This is a genomic window from Microcystis wesenbergii NRERC-220 (assembly GCF_032027425.1).
In the GTDB taxonomy this organism is placed as follows: Bacteria; Cyanobacteriota; Cyanobacteriia; order Cyanobacteriales; family Microcystaceae; genus Microcystis; species Microcystis wesenbergii_A.
Window position 1 is genome coordinate 945,626 of record NZ_JAVSJA010000001.1, and the last position, 16,568, is coordinate 962,193.

The 16,568-nt window shown below is 41.9% G+C and carries 17 protein-coding genes and 2 pseudogenes; 7 read left to right on the forward strand and 12 right to left on the reverse strand.

What is annotated here, in order from left to right:
• Positions 1 to 170: 170 nt before the first annotated feature.
• The 3 genes from RAM70_RS04730 to psbP all read right to left on the reverse strand — a co-directional run bounded on the left by RAM70_RS04730 (position 171) and on the right by psbP (position 2,239).
• Positions 171 to 758 carry a Maf family protein gene (locus tag RAM70_RS04730; RefSeq protein WP_312672507.1) on the reverse strand — a complete coding sequence of 196 codons (588 nt, stop codon included), beginning with the start codon at positions 756 to 758 and terminating at the stop codon, positions 171 to 173.
• 128 nt (positions 759 to 886) lie between these two features.
• Entirely contained in the window at positions 887 to 1,255 is a 369-nt protein-coding gene (locus RAM70_RS04735; RefSeq protein WP_287998646.1) for a hypothetical protein, read from the reverse strand.
• A 435-nt stretch (positions 1,256 to 1,690) separates the two neighbouring features.
• Positions 1,691 to 2,239, reverse strand: coding sequence for a photosystem II reaction center PsbP (gene psbP / locus RAM70_RS04740; RefSeq protein WP_008205525.1), 549 nt, complete (start codon positions 2,237 to 2,239; stop codon positions 1,691 to 1,693).
• Between the two features lie 62 nt (positions 2,240 to 2,301).
• Between psbP and RAM70_RS04745 the strand changes: the two genes are divergently transcribed.
• Positions 2,302 to 3,084 (forward strand): tetratricopeptide repeat protein, encoded by a 783-nt coding sequence (locus tag RAM70_RS04745; protein ID WP_149987904.1) that lies wholly within the window; start codon positions 2,302 to 2,304, stop codon positions 3,082 to 3,084.
• A gap of 74 nt (positions 3,085 to 3,158) precedes the next feature.
• Here RAM70_RS04745 and psb34 read toward each other — a convergent pair whose 3' ends face one another.
• From psb34 to RAM70_RS04760, 3 genes are all read right to left on the reverse strand, one after another.
• Positions 3,159 to 3,338 carry a photosystem II assembly protein Psb34 gene (psb34, locus tag RAM70_RS04750; RefSeq protein WP_045361589.1) on the reverse strand — a complete coding sequence of 60 codons (180 nt, stop codon included), beginning with the start codon at positions 3,336 to 3,338 and terminating at the stop codon, positions 3,159 to 3,161.
• Between the two features lie 494 nt (positions 3,339 to 3,832).
• Positions 3,833 to 4,564, reverse strand: coding sequence for an undecaprenyl-phosphate galactose phosphotransferase family protein (locus tag RAM70_RS04755; RefSeq protein WP_045361591.1), 732 nt, complete (start codon positions 4,562 to 4,564; stop codon positions 3,833 to 3,835).
• Between the two features lie 683 nt (positions 4,565 to 5,247).
• The gene (locus RAM70_RS04760) at positions 5,248 to 6,042 is read right to left on the reverse strand and encodes an HpsJ family protein (protein ID WP_312672508.1); all 795 of its coding nucleotides are present in this window, start codon (positions 6,040 to 6,042) and stop codon (positions 5,248 to 5,250) included.
• A 396-nt stretch (positions 6,043 to 6,438) separates the two neighbouring features.
• Between RAM70_RS04760 and pgl the strand changes: the two genes are divergently transcribed.
• From pgl to RAM70_RS04775, 3 genes are all read left to right on the forward strand, one after another.
• Positions 6,439 to 7,161 carry a 6-phosphogluconolactonase gene (gene pgl / locus RAM70_RS04765; protein ID WP_045361597.1) on the forward strand — a complete coding sequence of 241 codons (723 nt, stop codon included), beginning with the start codon at positions 6,439 to 6,441 and terminating at the stop codon, positions 7,159 to 7,161.
• Positions 7,162 to 7,257: 96 nt separating this feature from the next.
• Complete coding sequence (locus tag RAM70_RS04770; protein ID WP_045361599.1) at positions 7,258 to 7,884, forward strand: double zinc ribbon and FHA domain-containing protein; 627 nt, start codon at positions 7,258 to 7,260, stop codon at positions 7,882 to 7,884.
• A 142-nt stretch (positions 7,885 to 8,026) separates the two neighbouring features.
• A complete protein-coding gene (locus RAM70_RS04775; RefSeq protein ID WP_045361600.1) occupies positions 8,027 to 9,274 on the forward strand; it encodes a site-2 protease family protein in 1,248 nt (415 codons plus the stop codon).
• Here the strand turns inward: RAM70_RS04775 and RAM70_RS04780 are convergent.
• Positions 9,193 to 9,957, reverse strand: a complete 765-nt coding sequence (locus RAM70_RS04780; RefSeq protein WP_312675810.1) for a metallophosphoesterase family protein — start codon at positions 9,955 to 9,957, stop codon at positions 9,193 to 9,195. The two genes, RAM70_RS04775 and RAM70_RS04780, sit on opposite strands and share 82 nt — an antisense overlap.
• Positions 9,958 to 10,478: 521 nt before the next feature.
• Positions 10,479 to 11,762 (reverse strand): protein kinase domain-containing protein, encoded by a 1,284-nt coding sequence (locus RAM70_RS04785; RefSeq protein WP_312672513.1) that lies wholly within the window; start codon positions 11,760 to 11,762, stop codon positions 10,479 to 10,481.
• Positions 11,763 to 12,602: 840 nt separating this feature from the next.
• Between RAM70_RS04785 and RAM70_RS04790 the strand changes: the two genes are divergently transcribed.
• Positions 12,603 to 13,142 (forward strand): phage tail sheath N-terminal beta-sandwich domain-containing protein, encoded by a 540-nt coding sequence (locus tag RAM70_RS04790; RefSeq protein WP_312672515.1) that lies wholly within the window; start codon positions 12,603 to 12,605, stop codon positions 13,140 to 13,142.
• Between the two features lie 206 nt (positions 13,143 to 13,348).
• On the opposite strand, the gene RAM70_RS04795 is transcribed toward RAM70_RS04790, so the two are convergent.
• Both RAM70_RS04795 and RAM70_RS22880 read right to left on the reverse strand, forming a co-directional pair.
• Positions 13,349 to 14,206, reverse strand: a complete 858-nt coding sequence (locus RAM70_RS04795; protein WP_312675812.1) for an IS5 family transposase — start codon at positions 14,204 to 14,206, stop codon at positions 13,349 to 13,351.
• Positions 14,207 to 14,314: 108 nt separating this feature from the next.
• Entirely contained in the window at positions 14,315 to 14,479 is a 165-nt protein-coding gene (locus RAM70_RS22880) for a transposase (protein WP_376750910.1), read from the reverse strand.
• Between the two features lie 14 nt (positions 14,480 to 14,493).
• Between RAM70_RS22880 and RAM70_RS04800 the strand changes: the two genes are divergently transcribed.
• Both RAM70_RS04800 and RAM70_RS04805 read left to right on the forward strand, forming a co-directional pair.
• Positions 14,494 to 14,865, forward strand: a complete 372-nt coding sequence (locus tag RAM70_RS04800; protein ID WP_312672517.1) for a helix-turn-helix domain-containing protein — start codon at positions 14,494 to 14,496, stop codon at positions 14,863 to 14,865.
• 149 nt (positions 14,866 to 15,014) lie between these two features.
• A pseudogene (locus tag RAM70_RS04805) lies at positions 15,015 to 15,230 on the forward strand (transposase family protein); the annotation flags it as partial.
• A gap of 42 nt (positions 15,231 to 15,272) precedes the next feature.
• Here RAM70_RS04805 and RAM70_RS04810 read toward each other — a convergent pair.
• Positions 15,273 to 16,334 (reverse strand): annotated as a pseudogene (locus RAM70_RS04810) (ISKra4 family transposase).
• 41 nt (positions 16,335 to 16,375) lie between these two features.
• On the reverse strand, positions 16,376 to 16,543 hold the full coding sequence (locus RAM70_RS04815; RefSeq protein ID WP_312672518.1) for a transposase: 168 nt from the start codon (positions 16,541 to 16,543) through the stop codon (positions 16,376 to 16,378).
• Between the last annotated feature and the right edge of the window lie 25 nt (positions 16,544 to 16,568).

The window sequence follows — 16,568 nt, forward strand, 5'->3', positions numbered from 1 at the left end:
TTTCGGGAAAAAGTGAAAAGGAAAGGGTTAAAAATTTTCGGGCTATCGGATAGAAAAAAGAGGGGTTCGCAGGGCGACACGGATTCCCATTATAATAAAAGGTTAACACAAATTTGAGAATTTGTCAAGCCCTTTTGCCAATAAATTTGGGAAAATTATCGGCAAAAAGATCACCAAATGTCAGTGATTTGGTAGCCAAAATCCGTTAACATCTGCCTAAATAGGGGTAAACTTAAACCGATCACATTACTGTGACATCCCTCTAATCTTTCCACGAATAAACCCCCCTTTCCTTCTAGGGCAAAACAGCCAGCACATTTGAGGGGTTCTTCGGTGTTAACGTAGGCAATAATTGTTTCATCGCTGATATTGGCAAAGTGAACTTTAGTAATCCCACAACGAGTCAAAGTTTGATGATTAACTCGATCGATTAAAGCATGACCTGTATAGAGTGTACCCACCTGACCGCGCATTTTTTGCCAACGATTGATCGCTTCTGATTTATCCTTGGGTTTGCCATAGACTTCCCCCGCTACTTCTAAGACGGAATCACAACCAAGAATTAATCCTGTCTCAAATTGGGGGGCGATCGTTTGCGCTTTACATTGGGCTAAAGTTTGGACAAGATGGAGAGTATCATCAGCATTAATTGTCGATTCATCAAAGTTACTCACCCGCACAATTGGATCGATTCCCACCATTTGTAATAGTTTTTTGCGTGCAGGAGAAGCGGAAGCAAGAATCAAGGGAATGGACATAAGTTTTAAAGGAAAAAGGAGAAAAGTTAGGTAGGGTGGGTTAGGCAATGACAAATTATTAGACTTAATTATCAATTTATCTATTTACCGTAACCCACCATCAGTTATCAGGTTTTTAGCTATTTATGCTAGGAATTGACAGGATTTTCGGGGGGTAAATAACGATCTAAAATCTCAACCATGCGGGATTGTCTTTCTTCCTTGTCAAATCGATTATAAAAATCTGACTGAACCTCATAAAAATTTGACATTGATCGAGTTAATTGTCCTAGCAGTTGATCAAGTCCCCGTCTGTCTTTTTCCCATTCTTTTTTAGACTCAGCAAGACTATTAGTTAACGCTTCGCTCGATTTAGCGTTAGAATTAGCGATCACTCTAGTTTCTTTTAATCCCTGATTGGTTTCCTGTAATCCTAATCTAATCTCCCGTAGTTCTGTTAGGGTATTGTCAGCAAGAGATTCGAGTCTATCTAGTCTATTTTCTTCCGAGTTACTCATATTCAGTTACCAGTTATCAGTTATCAGTTATCAGTTAAGTAGGTAGGCGTTAAAAATTATCAGACACCCCCCTTATCAAGGGTAGGGTTGATTCATGAATCAACCCTACCTTGAATCAACCCTAGGGGGTAGGGGGGATCGAACCTCAAATCCATTTTTAATTTAATTATAACCAGCTAATTATCAGTTACCAGTTATCAGTTACCAGTTACCAGTTACCACTTCCCCACTGATTACTGACTCAGTAAGTAATCTCAATTAATTGTTAGATAGTGGGACAGGCTTCTGGTTCTTTGTCTGTTATCTTTAATTGTAAACCGGCTACCTAGTTGATGATAGGTGGTGCGTTACGACGGATTGTTACCTTTAAGTCAAAGCAGGGATTTTTGCCGTCTAACGCACCCTACGTTTTTCTGTTGCCTGTTGCCAGTTTCCCTAACTAACCGAGAAAGAATCAACGATAGTTTCAAAGAGTTCTTGAATTTGCGTCCAACGTTTTTGGGAAGTGGAAAGATTAAAAGAATAGAGTTTATTATTATTAACCGTGACGCTGGCCAGATTATGACGTTCTTGACCGTTGGCTAATTTAACTTGATATTCGAGGATATAATAATCTTGTCCGTCGATTTGATGAGATTCTGAGCGAATTAATTCTACTTCCTTATCAAGATTGGGGTTAAGACTGTTATTTTTCAGGAGACGATAGCCCACTTCCGAGGGGGTCCCTAAATCTGTTAAGGTTTTATTGTCGGGGACGGGATTGATAATAACGCTTAAATTTTCGCTCGTTTCGATCAGGTCATGAAAAACCACATCTACTCCCGCAACTTTTTTCACATCCACCTGCGTCCAACCCTTAGGATATAAAAATTGATAGCCTTGGCTGCCACTGGTGTATCCTTGCAGTCCAGCGATGGGAGTTGCACAAGCGGTGAAGAGGAGGGTGGTAATTAGGAGGAAAGTCGCCAAAAGAGATTTAATCATGATATTTTGACCTGTAAGTAGGGCTGTTTAATTTTACCTTGAATTGTTTAGGTGAACGGATTATGAAAATTAAGAAAAAATTGACAATTATTATAGCTATAGCCACTTTTTTACTGACTATCTCTCCCCTAAGCGCTCAAACTACCGCTAACCCCGTCAAGGCTGTAGAATTTTATAATCGGGGGGTGGATCGTTTAACCGCAGGGGATTACTCAGGGGCGATCGCAGATTTTACTCAAGCTCTACAATTAGAACCCAAGGATGCCGATGCTTACTATAATCGCGGCTATGCGGAGTTAGTTCTCGGCCAGTACGAGCGAGCGATCGCAGATTATACCCAGGCCTTGACAATCAACCCCAATTATGTTAATGCTCTCGGTAATCGTTGTTATGTGCATTATCTGACGAAAAAATACGAGGCAGCGGTGGAAGATTGCACAAAAGCGATCGCTTTAAACGGAAATTTTGCTGATTTCTTTATTTATCGCGGTAATGCTAAGGATGACTTAGGTAAACACCTAGAAGCGATCGAGGATTACACAAAAGCTTTGAGTTTACAGGGAACTAGAGGACAGGATCGCATTTTCTATAATCGCGCCCTGTCCTATAACCGAGCCGGACAGCAGGAAATGGCTTTAAGGGACTATAATGAGAGTCTGAAAATCAATGCTAATTTTGCCGAAGCGTACCACAATCGGGGTTTAACCTATTATAAATTGGGAAACAGGGAAAAAGCGATCGCTGATTTAGAGGAAGCGGCCCGTCTAGCGTTATCTCAGGGTAAACAGGGGACTGCGGCTAAGTCTCAGTCAGCAGTGGCATTAATTCAGGGTCAAAAGCCTTAAAATAGGGAGTAGTTGTGATATTAGCGCTAAAGAGGAGTGAAAGGGGCTAAATCGCAACTACGAGGGACTAAATTTTAGCCAGCTTGAGATGCGTAAAAAGCGACGGCTAACAGTCCACCGACAAGTGTGATCGCAGCAACACCCCAGAAAAGATAATTACGTTGTTGCGATTTAGTGGGGGGGGTCGCTTGATAAACTTTCGGTTCGGCGGCGAAATTATTTAAGCGTCCACCTTCTTCGTTTGTATAAGGCATAATCAAAACCTCGAATATGACAATTTTTCAGGAAAAAAATCCTCTTATTACAATAGTACAACATATTTTTAGTAAGTGAGTCGGGGATGTTTGGAATTCCGGCGGGGATAACAATTCTTAGTCTTGGGGTAACTGCTGGACTCTGCTACTTTTATTGGCGATCGCATTTCCCCTGATTGAAACCGCGAAAACAACTTAAAAAAAGCCAATCACTTTCACAAATTGTCTGTTAAAAATTCTTACAGAAGCCTAGTCTCATAGAATAGCAAGCGACAGAGACCATCCTTACCCAATGTTAAAACTTGGTAAGCTAAGACGTATTTATAGCAGTTTTCATTGTCGATACCTCAGTAAGGTGAAAAGCGCTATAATTACTGTCATCATCTTTCTCAAAAAAAGAGGAGAAAAAAGCCAGTTCTGCCTTTCTCTCCTCCAGTCTAGCGATTAATTACATTCAAACAGCAGTGAGTAATCTTTAATTACTATTCACTGCTTTAGTAAGCACCATTATTTTTGGGAAAAACCACAACACCGATAGTTTTGAAGACTACCCAGATATCGGTTAACCAGTTACGCGAATTAACGTAATACACATCCATCTGCACGCGCATGGGATAGGGGATGTCATTACGTCCAGAAACTTGCCATAAACCAGTCAAACCGGGGCGAATAGTTAAAACTTTGTCGATGCGATTGCCATATTTCTGCAATTCTTCGGGAACTAAAGGCCGCGGACCGACGACGCTCATATCTCCTCGCAGGACGTTCCAGAATTGGGGGAACTCGTCTAAACTGGTTAAGCGCAGAAATTTGCCAATCCAAGTTATGCGGGGATCGTCCTTAAGCTTGAAATTATCCTCGAATTCCGCCCGCAGTTGGGGAGAGTCTTCCATCAGTCTCTCTAATACCTTATCCGCATCCATCACCATAGTACGGAACTTAATACAGTTGAAATGCTGGAAGTTTTGACCGACACGCTTCTGCACATAGAAGACCGGACCGGGGGAACTAATCGCGATCAATAAGGCTAAGATTAAATAAAGCGGCGAAAAGAAAATTAGCACCGATAGGGAGAAAACGATATCGAATAATCGTTTTGAGGTATCGCCGTCTAAAGCTATTAACCAAGATTTTTGATGCCGTCTACCAGAGACCGAAGGTTTGAACCCTCGCTTCATCAAAGCTTGTAGAGCCTTGACGGAGATAAGTTGGCTATTAGCAGTCATCTTACTCCTTCACATCACACACACCACACAGTACTCATGATAAAGCCACAAGACTGAAAAAACAAGTCTTCAGGCCAATAACTGGCACGGGCTATTTTAGAGCCTTTGTACTGAAAAATCTCTAATTAGGGTTTGCGGCAAAAAGTTTGTTGCTGGGGTTAAGAGTCGGGAGTCGGTCGTCAGCAGTCAGCAGTCAGCAGTCAGCAGTCAGTAGTCAGTAGTCAGCAGTCAGGAGATTGCTTTTATTTATTCTTGCCACTTCCCAATTCATAATTCCTAATTCATAATTTATAATTCCCTCTCCCCCCGCAACGGCTCGACTGAGCATCGCGGCGGTTCGACAAGCGGTTCGGCTGATCTCACCGTCGAAGCCTCACCGTCCGCTCGACTTAGCTTCGCCGAACGTCCGAACGTCGCGCACGAAGTGGTCTCCCTGCTCCCCACTCTCCTATACCTTTTAAACAGGATTTGGTTTTATGGGACGTTTTTGAACCACCAAAAATTAATTATGCAAGAAATAAAAGAGCATCAGCAAATGATGCCCTGTGGCTGAACATTTAAGTAGTTACAGCTTTGATCCTAAGGATGAATTATGCTCTTGTCTGCGCTCGTCTCCTGACTCGGAGAATTCTGAGTCCCGAAAACGAAAACTTTATACTTCATCATGAAGATAAATCCCCTGCTTAGGCGGGGCGTTTTTTCATACTACCTAGTTCTCGAATGCCTAACCAACCGATCAAACTATAGCAAATCGATAGCAACATACTTTGAATACCAATTCTTAACCACTGTTTCAAAGCCTCCAAGTTAGCTTGACTTTCTGCCTGTGTTCGCCGATCTTGCAGCTGAGTTTGTAGCTGATTTTTGATCTCATCTAATTTCTGTTTAAACTCCTTCGGTTTTTTGGATAAATTCCGTAAATTAGTTAATTGTTCTTTTTGTTGACGGAGGGTCTCTAACTGTTCTGTGCTGATCGGTTGTCCTTGGAAACGACCTGTTTCAATCACTTGAGTTCTCTGAGAGATCTGCTGGTCTAATAGTTGAGGATTTTGGGATAGAGTATTTAACTGGACTAAGAAGGCTTGAATTTGTCCCTCCCCTTGGTCAACACCCTGTTGAATTTGAGTCAAAGCGTTGTTTTTAATCTGGTTGATATTATTGATATGAACAGGAATCATCAACAGAAAAACTAAGCCTAACAGTGTGGAAAAAATAAAGATCGGCCAACGCAATTCAAAGCGGGATTTTCTGGAAATGACATCTCTATCTCTGTTAGCATCAATCCAGTAAGCGATTAAAACGAGAATGATACCCAGAAGAGGAACAATTCCTCGATCGACAAAGGTGGTGACGAACCCTACCTGCCATTGGGATTGACTGAATCGATAGGGCAGCGGCAGGATAAACCCATCCAAAAGGAAGGAAAGAATGAAAACCAATCCCGTTAATTTCAGGGACAAAGAAGTAAAGCTGTTCATCGCTGTTTCTGTAATGGTATGTCAATGAATAGATTCATTAGTCTGTTTAAAAGTTCTCGCTGGGGATTCGCGGAAGGATTTTGCCGAGAGGCACTCTGACAAACTGCAATTTCTAATTAACTTTCGCTCAGCCCCCCCGCTAAACCCTATATTAAAATCGTTCTGCTTGTCAACCCCTTGCGAGAATTGACTCTAAAAATATTACCTCAATATGGTATCGCTAAACTTATCCCTGTCAAAGAATAAAATTTTCCCAAGCTCTCAGACGAGGTTTTCCCCCGGATCTCTTACCTAAGACAGAGGCTGTCAAAGAATAAAATTTTCCCAAGCTCTCAGACGAGTCCTCAATGGTTAGCCTATAGTAAAGACAGCCCCCCTGAGTTGATAACAAAACCCATGCAGAAATTGGTGGAAGTTTTAGCCGATAAACAAGCTCTGATCGCAAAATCTCTGGCTCTAGTTCTGGAAAAAATCACAACCAGCCTCGACCAACAGGACTATTTTACCATCGCTCTGTCCGGCGGTAGTACCCCGAAACCTCTCTACGAGGCTTTATCCTCTCAACCCCTCGACTGGTCAAAAATTCACGTTTTCTGGGGAGATGAACGCTACGTTAGTCCCGATCATCCTGACAGTAATCAACGCATGGCCCGGTTAGCATGGCTCGATCGCATAGCGATCCCGGCCGCTAATATTCATCATGTTCCCACGGATGACCCCGATCCCTACCTGGCCGCCCAAAAATACGATGATCATCTCCGCCAATGGTTTGGGGTCAATTCTCCCGATTTTCCCGTTTTTGATTTGATTTTATTGGGAATGGGCGATGATGGTCACACCGCCTCTCTCTTTCCCCACACGGCGGCTTTAACGGTCAGCGATCGCTGTATTACCGTCGGCGAGAAAGACGGCAATCCCCGCTTAACTTTTACCGTTCCCCTGATCAATCGGGCCCGTTGTGTGATCTTTATCGCTGCCGGCGAAAGTAAACGCCCCGCTTTACATGAGATTTTCTCTGCCTATGGTGATTCTTTCTCCTATCCTTCCCGTCTCATCCACCCCCCGGCAGGGGAATTATACTGGTTACTCGATGCCGCCGCTGGTTCCTCGTTTGTCTAGAGAATAGGGGAATGGACGAATAGGGGGAATGGGGGAATTTCAACTAAAACCCTAAAACCCTAATCTGCTTTTTTACTTTTCACTTTTTCCTGAAAAATGATCGTTTGTCCTAATTGCGAACATACTAACCCCGATGAGGCCAGTCAATGTGAGGCCTGTTATACCCCCTTACCGCGGATGTCTTCCTGTCCTAGTTGTGGGGCAACCATCCAAACTGATGCCACCTTTTGCGGTCAGTGTGGCTACAATTTACAGCCTAATTCCGTTCCCCTGGTTACGGCCGAGGCCGAATCGGAACCTGAACCCGTCCCACCAGTCCCTACAGCCACCGTCGCCTCGATCGCACCTCCTCCTGTTGCCCCCCCACCGGTTCCGGCTGCCACCCGCTTACAGACGGAAATAGCTAGTTTGCAGCACCTGCAAACCGATAGCAAAATTGAATTACCCCTACATCTATCGGTAATTCATATCGGCAAACCTAACGATCGCATTCCCCCCGATATCGATGTTTCCGGTTTTCCCGATTCTGATATCGTCTCCCGGGTTCATGCCGATATCCGCGTCGAAGGGGGCATCTATTACCTTGAAGACACGGGCAGCGCTAACGGAACCTACGTTAATCACACTCCCCTACCCCCCGGCAATCGTCATCGTCTCCGGGCTGGCGATCGCATTTCCCTCGGTAAAGGCGACAAAATGACTTTTATTTTCCAAATGTCTTAAGTAGTCTGGCAAAATTAATTTCCTGGTTGAGACCCCGAGAAGGTTGACAGTTTTTCACTCCAAAGTCCGCTTTTTTCCTTTTTAATTTTCCCTTGATCACTATCCATCTTCTTTTTTACTTCTCACTTTTTACTTGGTCAATATGCGTACAAATTGGCGAATCGGCTCTTTATTGGGCATTCCTCTCTATATTGATTCCTCCTGGTTTTTGATTCTGGCTTTTGTCACCCTGATCAATGCCACCGATGCAGAAATTCAGTCTCTGGCCGCCCAAAGTTCTGTTTTAGCGTGGTTAATTGGTTTAATCATCGCTTTATTGCTGTTTATCTCGGTTTTACTCCACGAATTAGGTCATAGTTTCATGGCCCGTTGCCAAGGCATCGAGGTCAATTCCATTACCCTGTTTCTTTTTGGGGGTATGGCCTCGATCGAGCGAGAATCTCGGACCCCTCCAGAGGCCCTGCAAGTAGCGATCGCTGGACCCCTCGTTAGTTTTCTCCTGTTTTGTCTCTTATCCCTAGCCAGTCACTTACCCTATTTAAACGCCAATTTAACCTATATATGCGGGCATTTAGCGATAATTAACCTGTTTTTGGCTCTATTTAATCTTATCCCCGGTTTACCCCTCGATGGGGGTCAAATTTTCAAAGCAATGGTCTGGCAAGCGACTGGCGATCGCTGGAAAGGTTTACATTGGGCGGCGATCAGTGGTCAATTCATCGGTTGGTTAGGGATTATTTTGGGGATTTTCTTGGTTCTCTTGACGGCAGCTGTGGAGGGTGCTTGGTTAGGATTAATGGGCTGGTTTATCCTCAGAAATGCCAGCGCCTACGATAATTTGACTAATTTACAGGAAAGTCTCCTCAATTTCACAGCGGGAGAGGTGATGAGCAGAAATTTGCGGGTTTTAAACGCCCATCAAACCCTAGAGGAATTCGCCCAAGAATACGTTTTAGACCGAGCGGCTGCCAATACTGCTTATTTTGCCGCGTCCGAGGGGCGTTATCGGGGATTAATTCGGGTGGAAGATTTACAGGCGATCGAGCGGAGTTTCTGGTCAGAAAAACAACTGCTTGATCTTGCCCATCCCCTCGCGGAAATTGCCACTGTTGAGGAAAAAACCCCCTTAGTGACGGTGGTGCAAAAATTGGAAACCATCCCGGACCGCATGATCACGGTGTTAACACCAGCCTCCGCCGTAGCGGGAGTGATCGATCGCGGCGATATCCTCAAGGCAATTGCGATTAAATACCAAATTCCCCTAGAGGAAACGGATATTAAACGCGCTCGCGAGGGAGTTTATCCCAGTTATTTGCCCTTAAATGTTATTGCTGCCGCTCTCGAAAAGAGTGAACCGCCAAAAATCGGCGAACCGTCCTTAATGTCCTGACGTAGAGAGGATGGACGATAATAATCTTGAATATGGCTAATCCGAAAATTTCCTCCCTGGTTAACCTGCCACAATTTCCCCGTTTCCACATCTAAACAACTTAACCAGCCTTTGCCGTAGGCCCAAGTATCAATACAAATGGCATGGCCGAGATTAACCGGTTTACCGCTTTTTTGGCTGGTATGGCCGCAAATCATGGTTTTTCCCGAACTATGGGCGGCGGGGTGTTGAAATTTCTCCCAAAAGAGTTTGTATTCTGGTTGTCTGGCCAGGGGTAGATGGGGATCGAGATTAGCGTGAACAAATAAATGATTGGCAGTTTCGTAGCTATTTATACAGACTTTTCCTAAAAAATCCCAGTGAGATTCAGGAATTTTAATCAGGTGGCCTTCGCTATAGGATTTGAGGGTGGCTTTACCGCCTTTTTCTAACCAGAGACGCTGTTTGAGGGGGTTATTACGGGCTTGCAGCATGATAATCTCGTGATTACCTTTGAGGGGAATCAAATTTCCCTGTTTATGTAGGGAAATCAGGCGATCGATCACCCCTTTCGAGTCTCTGCCCTTATTAACGTAATCACCGAGGGTGATTAAAGTATCTTGGGGTTTGGGATTGACGATCTCTAGCAAGTGATCTAGAGCTTTCGAGCAACCATGAATATCGCCGATCGCTAAGGTTCGCATGAGGATTTTGTCTGCTATGTTGGTAATACTCACCGATACTTTTTTGCTAACACAAACCAACAGATGAGGCAAGAGGCAACAGGCAACCTCCCCGATGTCGGGGGAGTTGGGGGGGGCGGGGGAGATTCAGCCGATCTAAGGATAGGCGGTTAGAATGGGTCTTAGCTTATCTTTCCAAGCCTAAAACAAGAGCTTTCACTGCTTAGATTTGCCTGCCCTGTTGGTTATCGACCTGTAGGCGACCCTGTTCTTTTGTCATTGCTCAGTTACTAGATTGGCAACCTAGACCCTGACATTATAGGACTTTTGAGCGAGCCTAGTCAATGCTTTAAGTAGGGCTGGCTGAATAAATCTAAAAACCTTGTTGGATAAAACTTTTAGACTTTTTTGCTGAGGGGAACCCTAGGGCGAATTACTTCGCCCCTTTAAAAGCCCCGTCCGATTGCACTTATAGGCAACGTCGATTTATCCCGTTGCCTAGCATCCGCTTAGAATCCCCCGTCATTTATGCGGGGGAGAAGTCAAATTCTCGTAATCGGTAAACGTAGCCAATCGCTTAATTGTTGTGCCAACCAATCTAATTCCGCTTCGCTAACATCTTCACTGGCAGTGATAATATATTCTTGATGGCTGGCAATCAGGGCCAGACAAGGAGGAACAATAGTAAGATTTTCTCCCTGCATAGTGACAGTGACATTGCGACGAATGAGACTATAAATTTCGGAACTAGCGGCATCGGCAGTTAGTTTAAATTTCAGCCCCCAGAGTTTTTGGTAAAGAGAAACTTTTTGGGTGGTAATTTTTAACTCTAGTTCTCCCTGCCCAAAAGATTTGAACAACTGCCAAGATAAACTAGCGGAGATTAAATTGAGCAGAAAAATTAGGATAATTGGGATTAAAAAAGCGACCAGTTTGAGATCGTAAATAGCGACTATGGTTAAGAGGATAATCGTAAAGAATAGGGATGGTAAAAACTGTCTTAACTGGGTTTTGAGATTGTTGAAAAACTTTTGTTTGGTTTTACTAGCGATTTTTATTTCCAGGAGATTATCTTTTTTATAAACAGTAACTTCGCTGCCGTAGGGTTTGGTCAGATTGCCAATAGATACTAAGATCAATTGACAACTATATAAACTGGCTAAAGCTTCGGTTACTGAGCGAAAATTATAGACTGAATGGGAGTTTGATAATCTTTTTAACCAATAGATGAAAAAAGCACTTAGATTAGTTTTTTGTTCAAAATTTTCTGGTATGTAACGATGCTTAATCCCGGTGGCTAAACTGATCAAAGTTTTGCCTAGATCCTGTAAGTCCGTGATGGGAGAATCAGAATCAAAGGCAAAATCAACTAGATAAAAACGATTAGACTGAGTATCAAAGAGGATATTACTAAGTTTGATATTGCCGTGGTTAAGGGGGACATCCTGCTGATGGAGATAGGAGAGAATCTCCAAGAGATATTTGGCAATTTGTTTGAGATCTTGTTCTGCTAACAAACAACTGGAGTTAAGATAGTTTTCTAAAGGCTGCGCCGATAAATAAGGTCGGACAATAGCGATGATTTGTTCTGGGGATGAATCTATCTCAAAGCTATCGAGGTATTTGGGGAGAGATGGGTGAGAGAGTTGTCGCAACAGGGCGATTTTACTGGTTATTTCTCCGATAAACTGACTCCCTTGCCCACTAGGAACAGGAATAAGTTTAATGATCACTAACTGGGTGGTGTGTCTGTCCCTAGCTAAGATAGTTTTTTTTCCCAGCAACTGTTGGACTTGATAACGACTATGGAGAACTCGATCGAGCATGGGCGAGGATAGCGTAAGTAGTATCTCTAGGATAGCTCAATCTGGAAACTCTAGTCCCCATCTTTAGCATCCTTTTAATATTTTAACCCATATTCCCCACTTCAGTTTGAAGCATAAAAAACTCCAGGTCTTTTCCAAGAAAAAAAATCAGAATAAGCAAAAAAAATACTCAACCAATCAGATATTGAGAAGAAATAATCGGCTCTACCGAACCTGTCAGGTAAAACTATCAACAACTCATGCTTGTAAAGCTTGTATACTAAGGCTTTGAGTTTTTGTTAGATTGATATTTATCAACTTTAGAGCATTGCTGGGCAAAGAGGGAGCTTGAGGAATTTTCTACAGTGTAAGTTCGGAAGAACCAAATAATCAAATACCAAATATTTTTTCGGCTCAAAGAGTTAAACTAAGTCACAACCAGCAGTCAGGGGTAAGAGTTGTTGGTTGGGAGAAGCCGAGAGGCCTTTCCGCACTTCTTAACATTCCATTGATAATTTTTACTAATATATTGCTTAAAACCCATTGCCAGTAGGGACTATAGCTACAATGATTGATTTTTATCAAGGTGAAGAATTGTAATTTTTTTCTCAGAAAAAATCAATTATTGAAAATGTTCTCAATAGTAGTTTCTACAATGAAGGTTTTTCGTCAAAACATCACATCTTGGGGAATGTAAAAATATATAAAAGTATATGAAGGTCTGCGGAATGTCGGACTAAAATTAAATCGGCTCGCTTGTGAGTTTATTCTCTGCTTGGCACGACTCCCAAGGGTGACGACGAGAGTAAACCAGGTGGCTAGGATAAACCTAAAATTTTCCCAAAATAGGAGGAACCTCTCATGGTTGAGGCCATCTTGCCGGGTACTTATATAACAGTACGAGATGAAGGACTGATTAGTGCTGGTCAGGTTGTTTCAGGAAATATCGGAATTGTTGGAACCGCAGCCAAAGGACCAGTGGATGAGGTACAAATTCTTGGCAGTTTTTCTGAAGCTAAAGCAATTTTCGGGGAAATCGATCCCGCTCGCCAACTAACCTTAATTCAAGCACTAGAGCAGATTTACAACAATGGCGGTAAGACTGTGTATGCAGTTCGTACAGCTGCTAAAGCCGCCAAAGCTACCTACAAAATCAAAGATAGCTCTGTGAAAGATCTGGTGACACTAGAGGCAAAAACTCCAGGAACCTGGGGTAATGACATCAAGATCAAAATCACTGATGCCGACTCGCCTGCTAAGAGCAAGAAAGTCGAGCTAACCTATCAAAATACTAAAGAAACCTATACCATTTCTAAGTCCGGCGACCTGGAACAACAAGTCAATAACCAGACTAAAGGTTCTACTTTAGTAGAACTCTTGCAAATTAATTATATGTTATAATGATGGATTAACTAATTTTTTGGGGAAAATTAGTTAATTCGTACATTTGTACTGAATAAAAACTTGAAGTTTAACTTTTAACTCAAAACTCTTTAGATCTGCTTTAATTTGGTTATCAAAACCTCTTTATTTAAGCGGCACAAACTATCTCAATTTTTATAATTGAGAATAAATTCTCCTTGACTTGATTAATCTTTAGGCAACTTTTAAGAAGCTGCTATACCTATCCCTAACTCACAGTTATAAATAGCCGCCAACAAGTTAACTCTTAAACTATATCTTCGACGACGATTCCGATATTTACAGGATAAGATTTTAAAGATTTTGAGTTTCCTATTTATAGGTTCAATGATAATCCTTTCTTTGGCTAAAGCCTTGTTATACTCTTTTTCTAACTCTGTTAATTTTCTATTTTTCGGTTTCTTTTTCGGTGTATAACTATTACTATGGTATGCAGCTATTCCCTGATAACCACTGTCTTCTATGCTGGTAGTTAAAGGATGAAAACGAACTCGACTTTTTTTAAATAAACTAAAATCATGACCTCTGCCTTTCCCACAAAAGACACAGATAATTTCCTCTGTATTTTGATCAGCTACTAATTGGGATTTTAAAGTATGATAACCTCTTTTACCCCCCCAAAAATCTTTCTGTTTCTTTTGGGGGCGTTCAATGGGAGTTTCCGTTACATCCATTACCGTTACGACCGGTATCTCTGCTTGATTGAGTAAAGCTTTTTTTCCTTTTAAACGGAAGTTTCCCGATTGTAAAAGCATTTTTTCCGTCTTATTTACAATCCGACCTATAGTTGATTCTGATAGTTCCCAGCTTGTACCAATGTGAAAATATGTTCTATATTCTCGCCAATATTCTAACGTTACTAAAACTTGTTCTTCTATAGATAGTTTAGGTTTCGGTCCCCTTTTAGATGGTGAATTAGAGTCGGCTTCAACACTTTTTACTGATTCTACCATCTTTCTATATGTTTGTTTATACACACCGAAACGGCGTTTGAATTGTTCAGCTGATAAGTTTTGATAATCCATATTTTTGCTAATAAATATAGCAAAAGTATAGATGATTTCCTGACCTAAGATCACATTTTATTCTTTTTTCAACTTCAATCTAAAAATCGAGAAAAAAGCAAAACCCTCCATTATACCATAAAAAAATTATGCAAGAGGTCTATTGATAATCTGACTAACATAGTTTTTCAATCTAGCCCAGAACTTTTCAATTTTGTTGATATCTGGAGAATAGGCGGGTAAAAATAGCACTTCACATCCCGCTTTATAGCAAAGAGCGGGATAGTTAGGACATAATAGAGAAAAAGAAATGAGGAGAAGCTTTCATGGCAGCACCCTATAGTGATGATTTAAGACAGAAAGCAGTGAGTGCCGTAGAGCGAGGGGAGAAAAAAAGCCATGTCTGTCGCACCCTCAATATTAGTCGTAATACATTAGACATCTGGCTGAAACGGAAGAAACAAACTGGGACGGTGGCCGCTAAAACTAACTATCGTCGAGGGCCGAAGCCCCAAATTGACGATTTAGAAGCCTTTCAAAAGTTGGCCGAACAATATGGGCATTTGACCCAAGAAAAAATGGCGCAAAAATGGGCTAACCCAGTCAGTAGGATGAGAATTGGTCAAGCCCTCAAAAGAATTGGATTTACTAGAAAAAAAAAACTTAGGCTCTTCGGTAATTGTTATGCAAATAATTAACTTAAAATAAAATTCGATGATAGTGCCTACGCTCAAAAATAGCTGAAATTTATACAGGGAGAGATTTTAGACACAAACAGGTTAATACCAAAAGATAGACAATCGAGTTAAGATTTGATATAATAGCCAAAAACCAGAGTATTTTACTTATGATACTTGACAAATTTTTGAACCTAGAAGGAACCTCTATTCAAGGCTATCGACACCTAGAAAATGTCGGTATAGTTTGACCAGTCGAATCGAAAAAGAAAAAAGCAATCTGTCCTCGTTGTGGGTTAGAGAGCGATAAACTACACCAAAATCATCGATATTTAGTCAAAGATTTACCAATCTCAGGACAACCAGTGTACCTACAAGTTAATCGGGGAGCAAGTCAATTTTGTCAGAACAAACGTACCAAGCCTCGTTCAAAGTGTTCCGTTCAGGTACGCACAACGAAGTTTGAGAACTTGAGGTACATTCCTTTCATTCCATTGCGCTCCCGAAATTTTCAAGCGTCTATCGATTTGTTTAATCGTTGATTCCACCGCTCCTGAACCAATCGAACAAATTTCGTTCTCTTGAAAATAAGAATAATCGATTATTCGATGACAATGCTCTCTCAAGTAATTACAGAAATTTTCCGCTTGTTTTTTCGATAAAGAAGAGAATAAAGCGATAGTTTCCTCGACTTTTCCCTTCCATAACAAGCTTTCCGCCTCTTGAATTCTCTTCTGGGAACCTCCGACTTTATACAGGTTTTCCACCAGATGAAACCAATCTAAAACCTCTCGTTTTTCGACTGGGGCTTCGATCTGTCCGATGATTTTCCATATCCCCGGATGACCGTCTCCTAGACAGGTTAGAGGATCGGACAACTCTTGCCGATTTACCCACTCGATTAAAACCTCGTTTTCCCTGAACGTGGCTTTGGTCACTAGATTATCTGCCCGGATCGCCTTGTAATCTTTCCAAACGCACGATTCTCCTTTTGTCTCCGTTCAAAGAGCGTACTTTCCCACCATCCAAGCTGATTTCTTTGATAGTTTCTCTTACTTCTTCCTCGGGAAACTCGTGGCGCTCGACAATTCTTTGTAACGTTTTCTCGGAAACTTTTATTCCCGTGTATTTGGGTAGAGCCTTTTCTGCATTCTTGTAAGAAACCGTGGCACTTAACCTTAAACAACATTCCTCTAAAGCTGGACTAATTCTTTGATGGGATTCCAGATGTAAATACTCCGCTTGTTTTTCGGTGACGGGTAGTTGACCGATTATACTTTTTAGAATTTTTTCTCGTCCCGCTTTTGTTCCCGTTGTTTTTTCGATAAAAAAATTCCTAATTGGGGGGTAACATAATCTAAAGTCTGTTGTCGGATCGTTTTTTCAATATCCCCTAAACTGGCTAAGTCTTCGGGAGCGGCCTCTTGATAGAGAATTTCGGCGATTCCTCGGGCGTATTCTTGGAGTTTTTTCTGGTTTTCTGGGTTCATTGACCGTTTCCTCCTTTGATATATGGCATAGAACGAGTTAGTTAGGACAGATGGCTGAAGGCTTTACTCACAGCATCCACAAGGTTTTCACTATCATTGATAATCTGACTAACATAGTTTTTCAATCTAGCCCAGAACTTTTCAATTTTGTTGATATCTGGAGAATAGGCGGGTAAAAATAGCACTTCACATCCCGCTTTAGCTAACAATTTTGGCTCTTCGTTACCCTTTATG

What these genes read in the sequence shown, in the direction of transcription:
- pgl (WP_045361597.1), top strand. Translation starts at nt 6,439, where the DNA reads ATGCAGAAATTGGTGGAAGTTTTAGCCGATAAACAAGCTCTGATCGCA.
- RAM70_RS04755 (WP_045361591.1), bottom strand. Translation starts at nt 4,564, where the DNA reads ATGACTGCTAATAGCCAACTTATCTCCGTCAAGGCTCTACAAGCTTTG.
- RAM70_RS04745 (WP_149987904.1), top strand. Translation starts at nt 2,302, where the DNA reads ATGAAAATTAAGAAAAAATTGACAATTATTATAGCTATAGCCACTTTT.
- RAM70_RS04800 (WP_312672517.1), top strand. Translation starts at nt 14,494, where the DNA reads ATGGCAGCACCCTATAGTGATGATTTAAGACAGAAAGCAGTGAGTGCC.
- RAM70_RS04770 (WP_045361599.1), top strand. Translation starts at nt 7,258, where the DNA reads ATGATCGTTTGTCCTAATTGCGAACATACTAACCCCGATGAGGCCAGT.
- RAM70_RS04785 (WP_312672513.1), bottom strand. Translation starts at nt 11,762, where the DNA reads ATGCTCGATCGAGTTCTCCATAGTCGTTATCAAGTCCAACAGTTGCTG.
- RAM70_RS04730 (WP_312672507.1), bottom strand. Translation starts at nt 758, where the DNA reads ATGTCCATTCCCTTGATTCTTGCTTCCGCTTCTCCTGCACGCAAAAAA.
- RAM70_RS04760 (WP_312672508.1), bottom strand. Translation starts at nt 6,042, where the DNA reads ATGAACAGCTTTACTTCTTTGTCCCTGAAATTAACGGGATTGGTTTTC.
- RAM70_RS04775 (WP_045361600.1), top strand. Translation starts at nt 8,027, where the DNA reads ATGCGTACAAATTGGCGAATCGGCTCTTTATTGGGCATTCCTCTCTAT.
- RAM70_RS04780 (WP_312675810.1), bottom strand. Translation starts at nt 9,957, where the DNA reads ATGCGAACCTTAGCGATCGGCGATATTCATGGTTGCTCGAAAGCTCTA.
- psb34 (WP_045361589.1), bottom strand. Translation starts at nt 3,338, where the DNA reads ATGCCTTATACAAACGAAGAAGGTGGACGCTTAAATAATTTCGCCGCC.
- psbP (WP_008205525.1), bottom strand. Translation starts at nt 2,239, where the DNA reads ATGATTAAATCTCTTTTGGCGACTTTCCTCCTAATTACCACCCTCCTC.
- RAM70_RS04735 (WP_287998646.1), bottom strand. Translation starts at nt 1,255, where the DNA reads ATGAGTAACTCGGAAGAAAATAGACTAGATAGACTCGAATCTCTTGCT.
- RAM70_RS04790 (WP_312672515.1), top strand. Translation starts at nt 12,603, where the DNA reads ATGGTTGAGGCCATCTTGCCGGGTACTTATATAACAGTACGAGATGAA.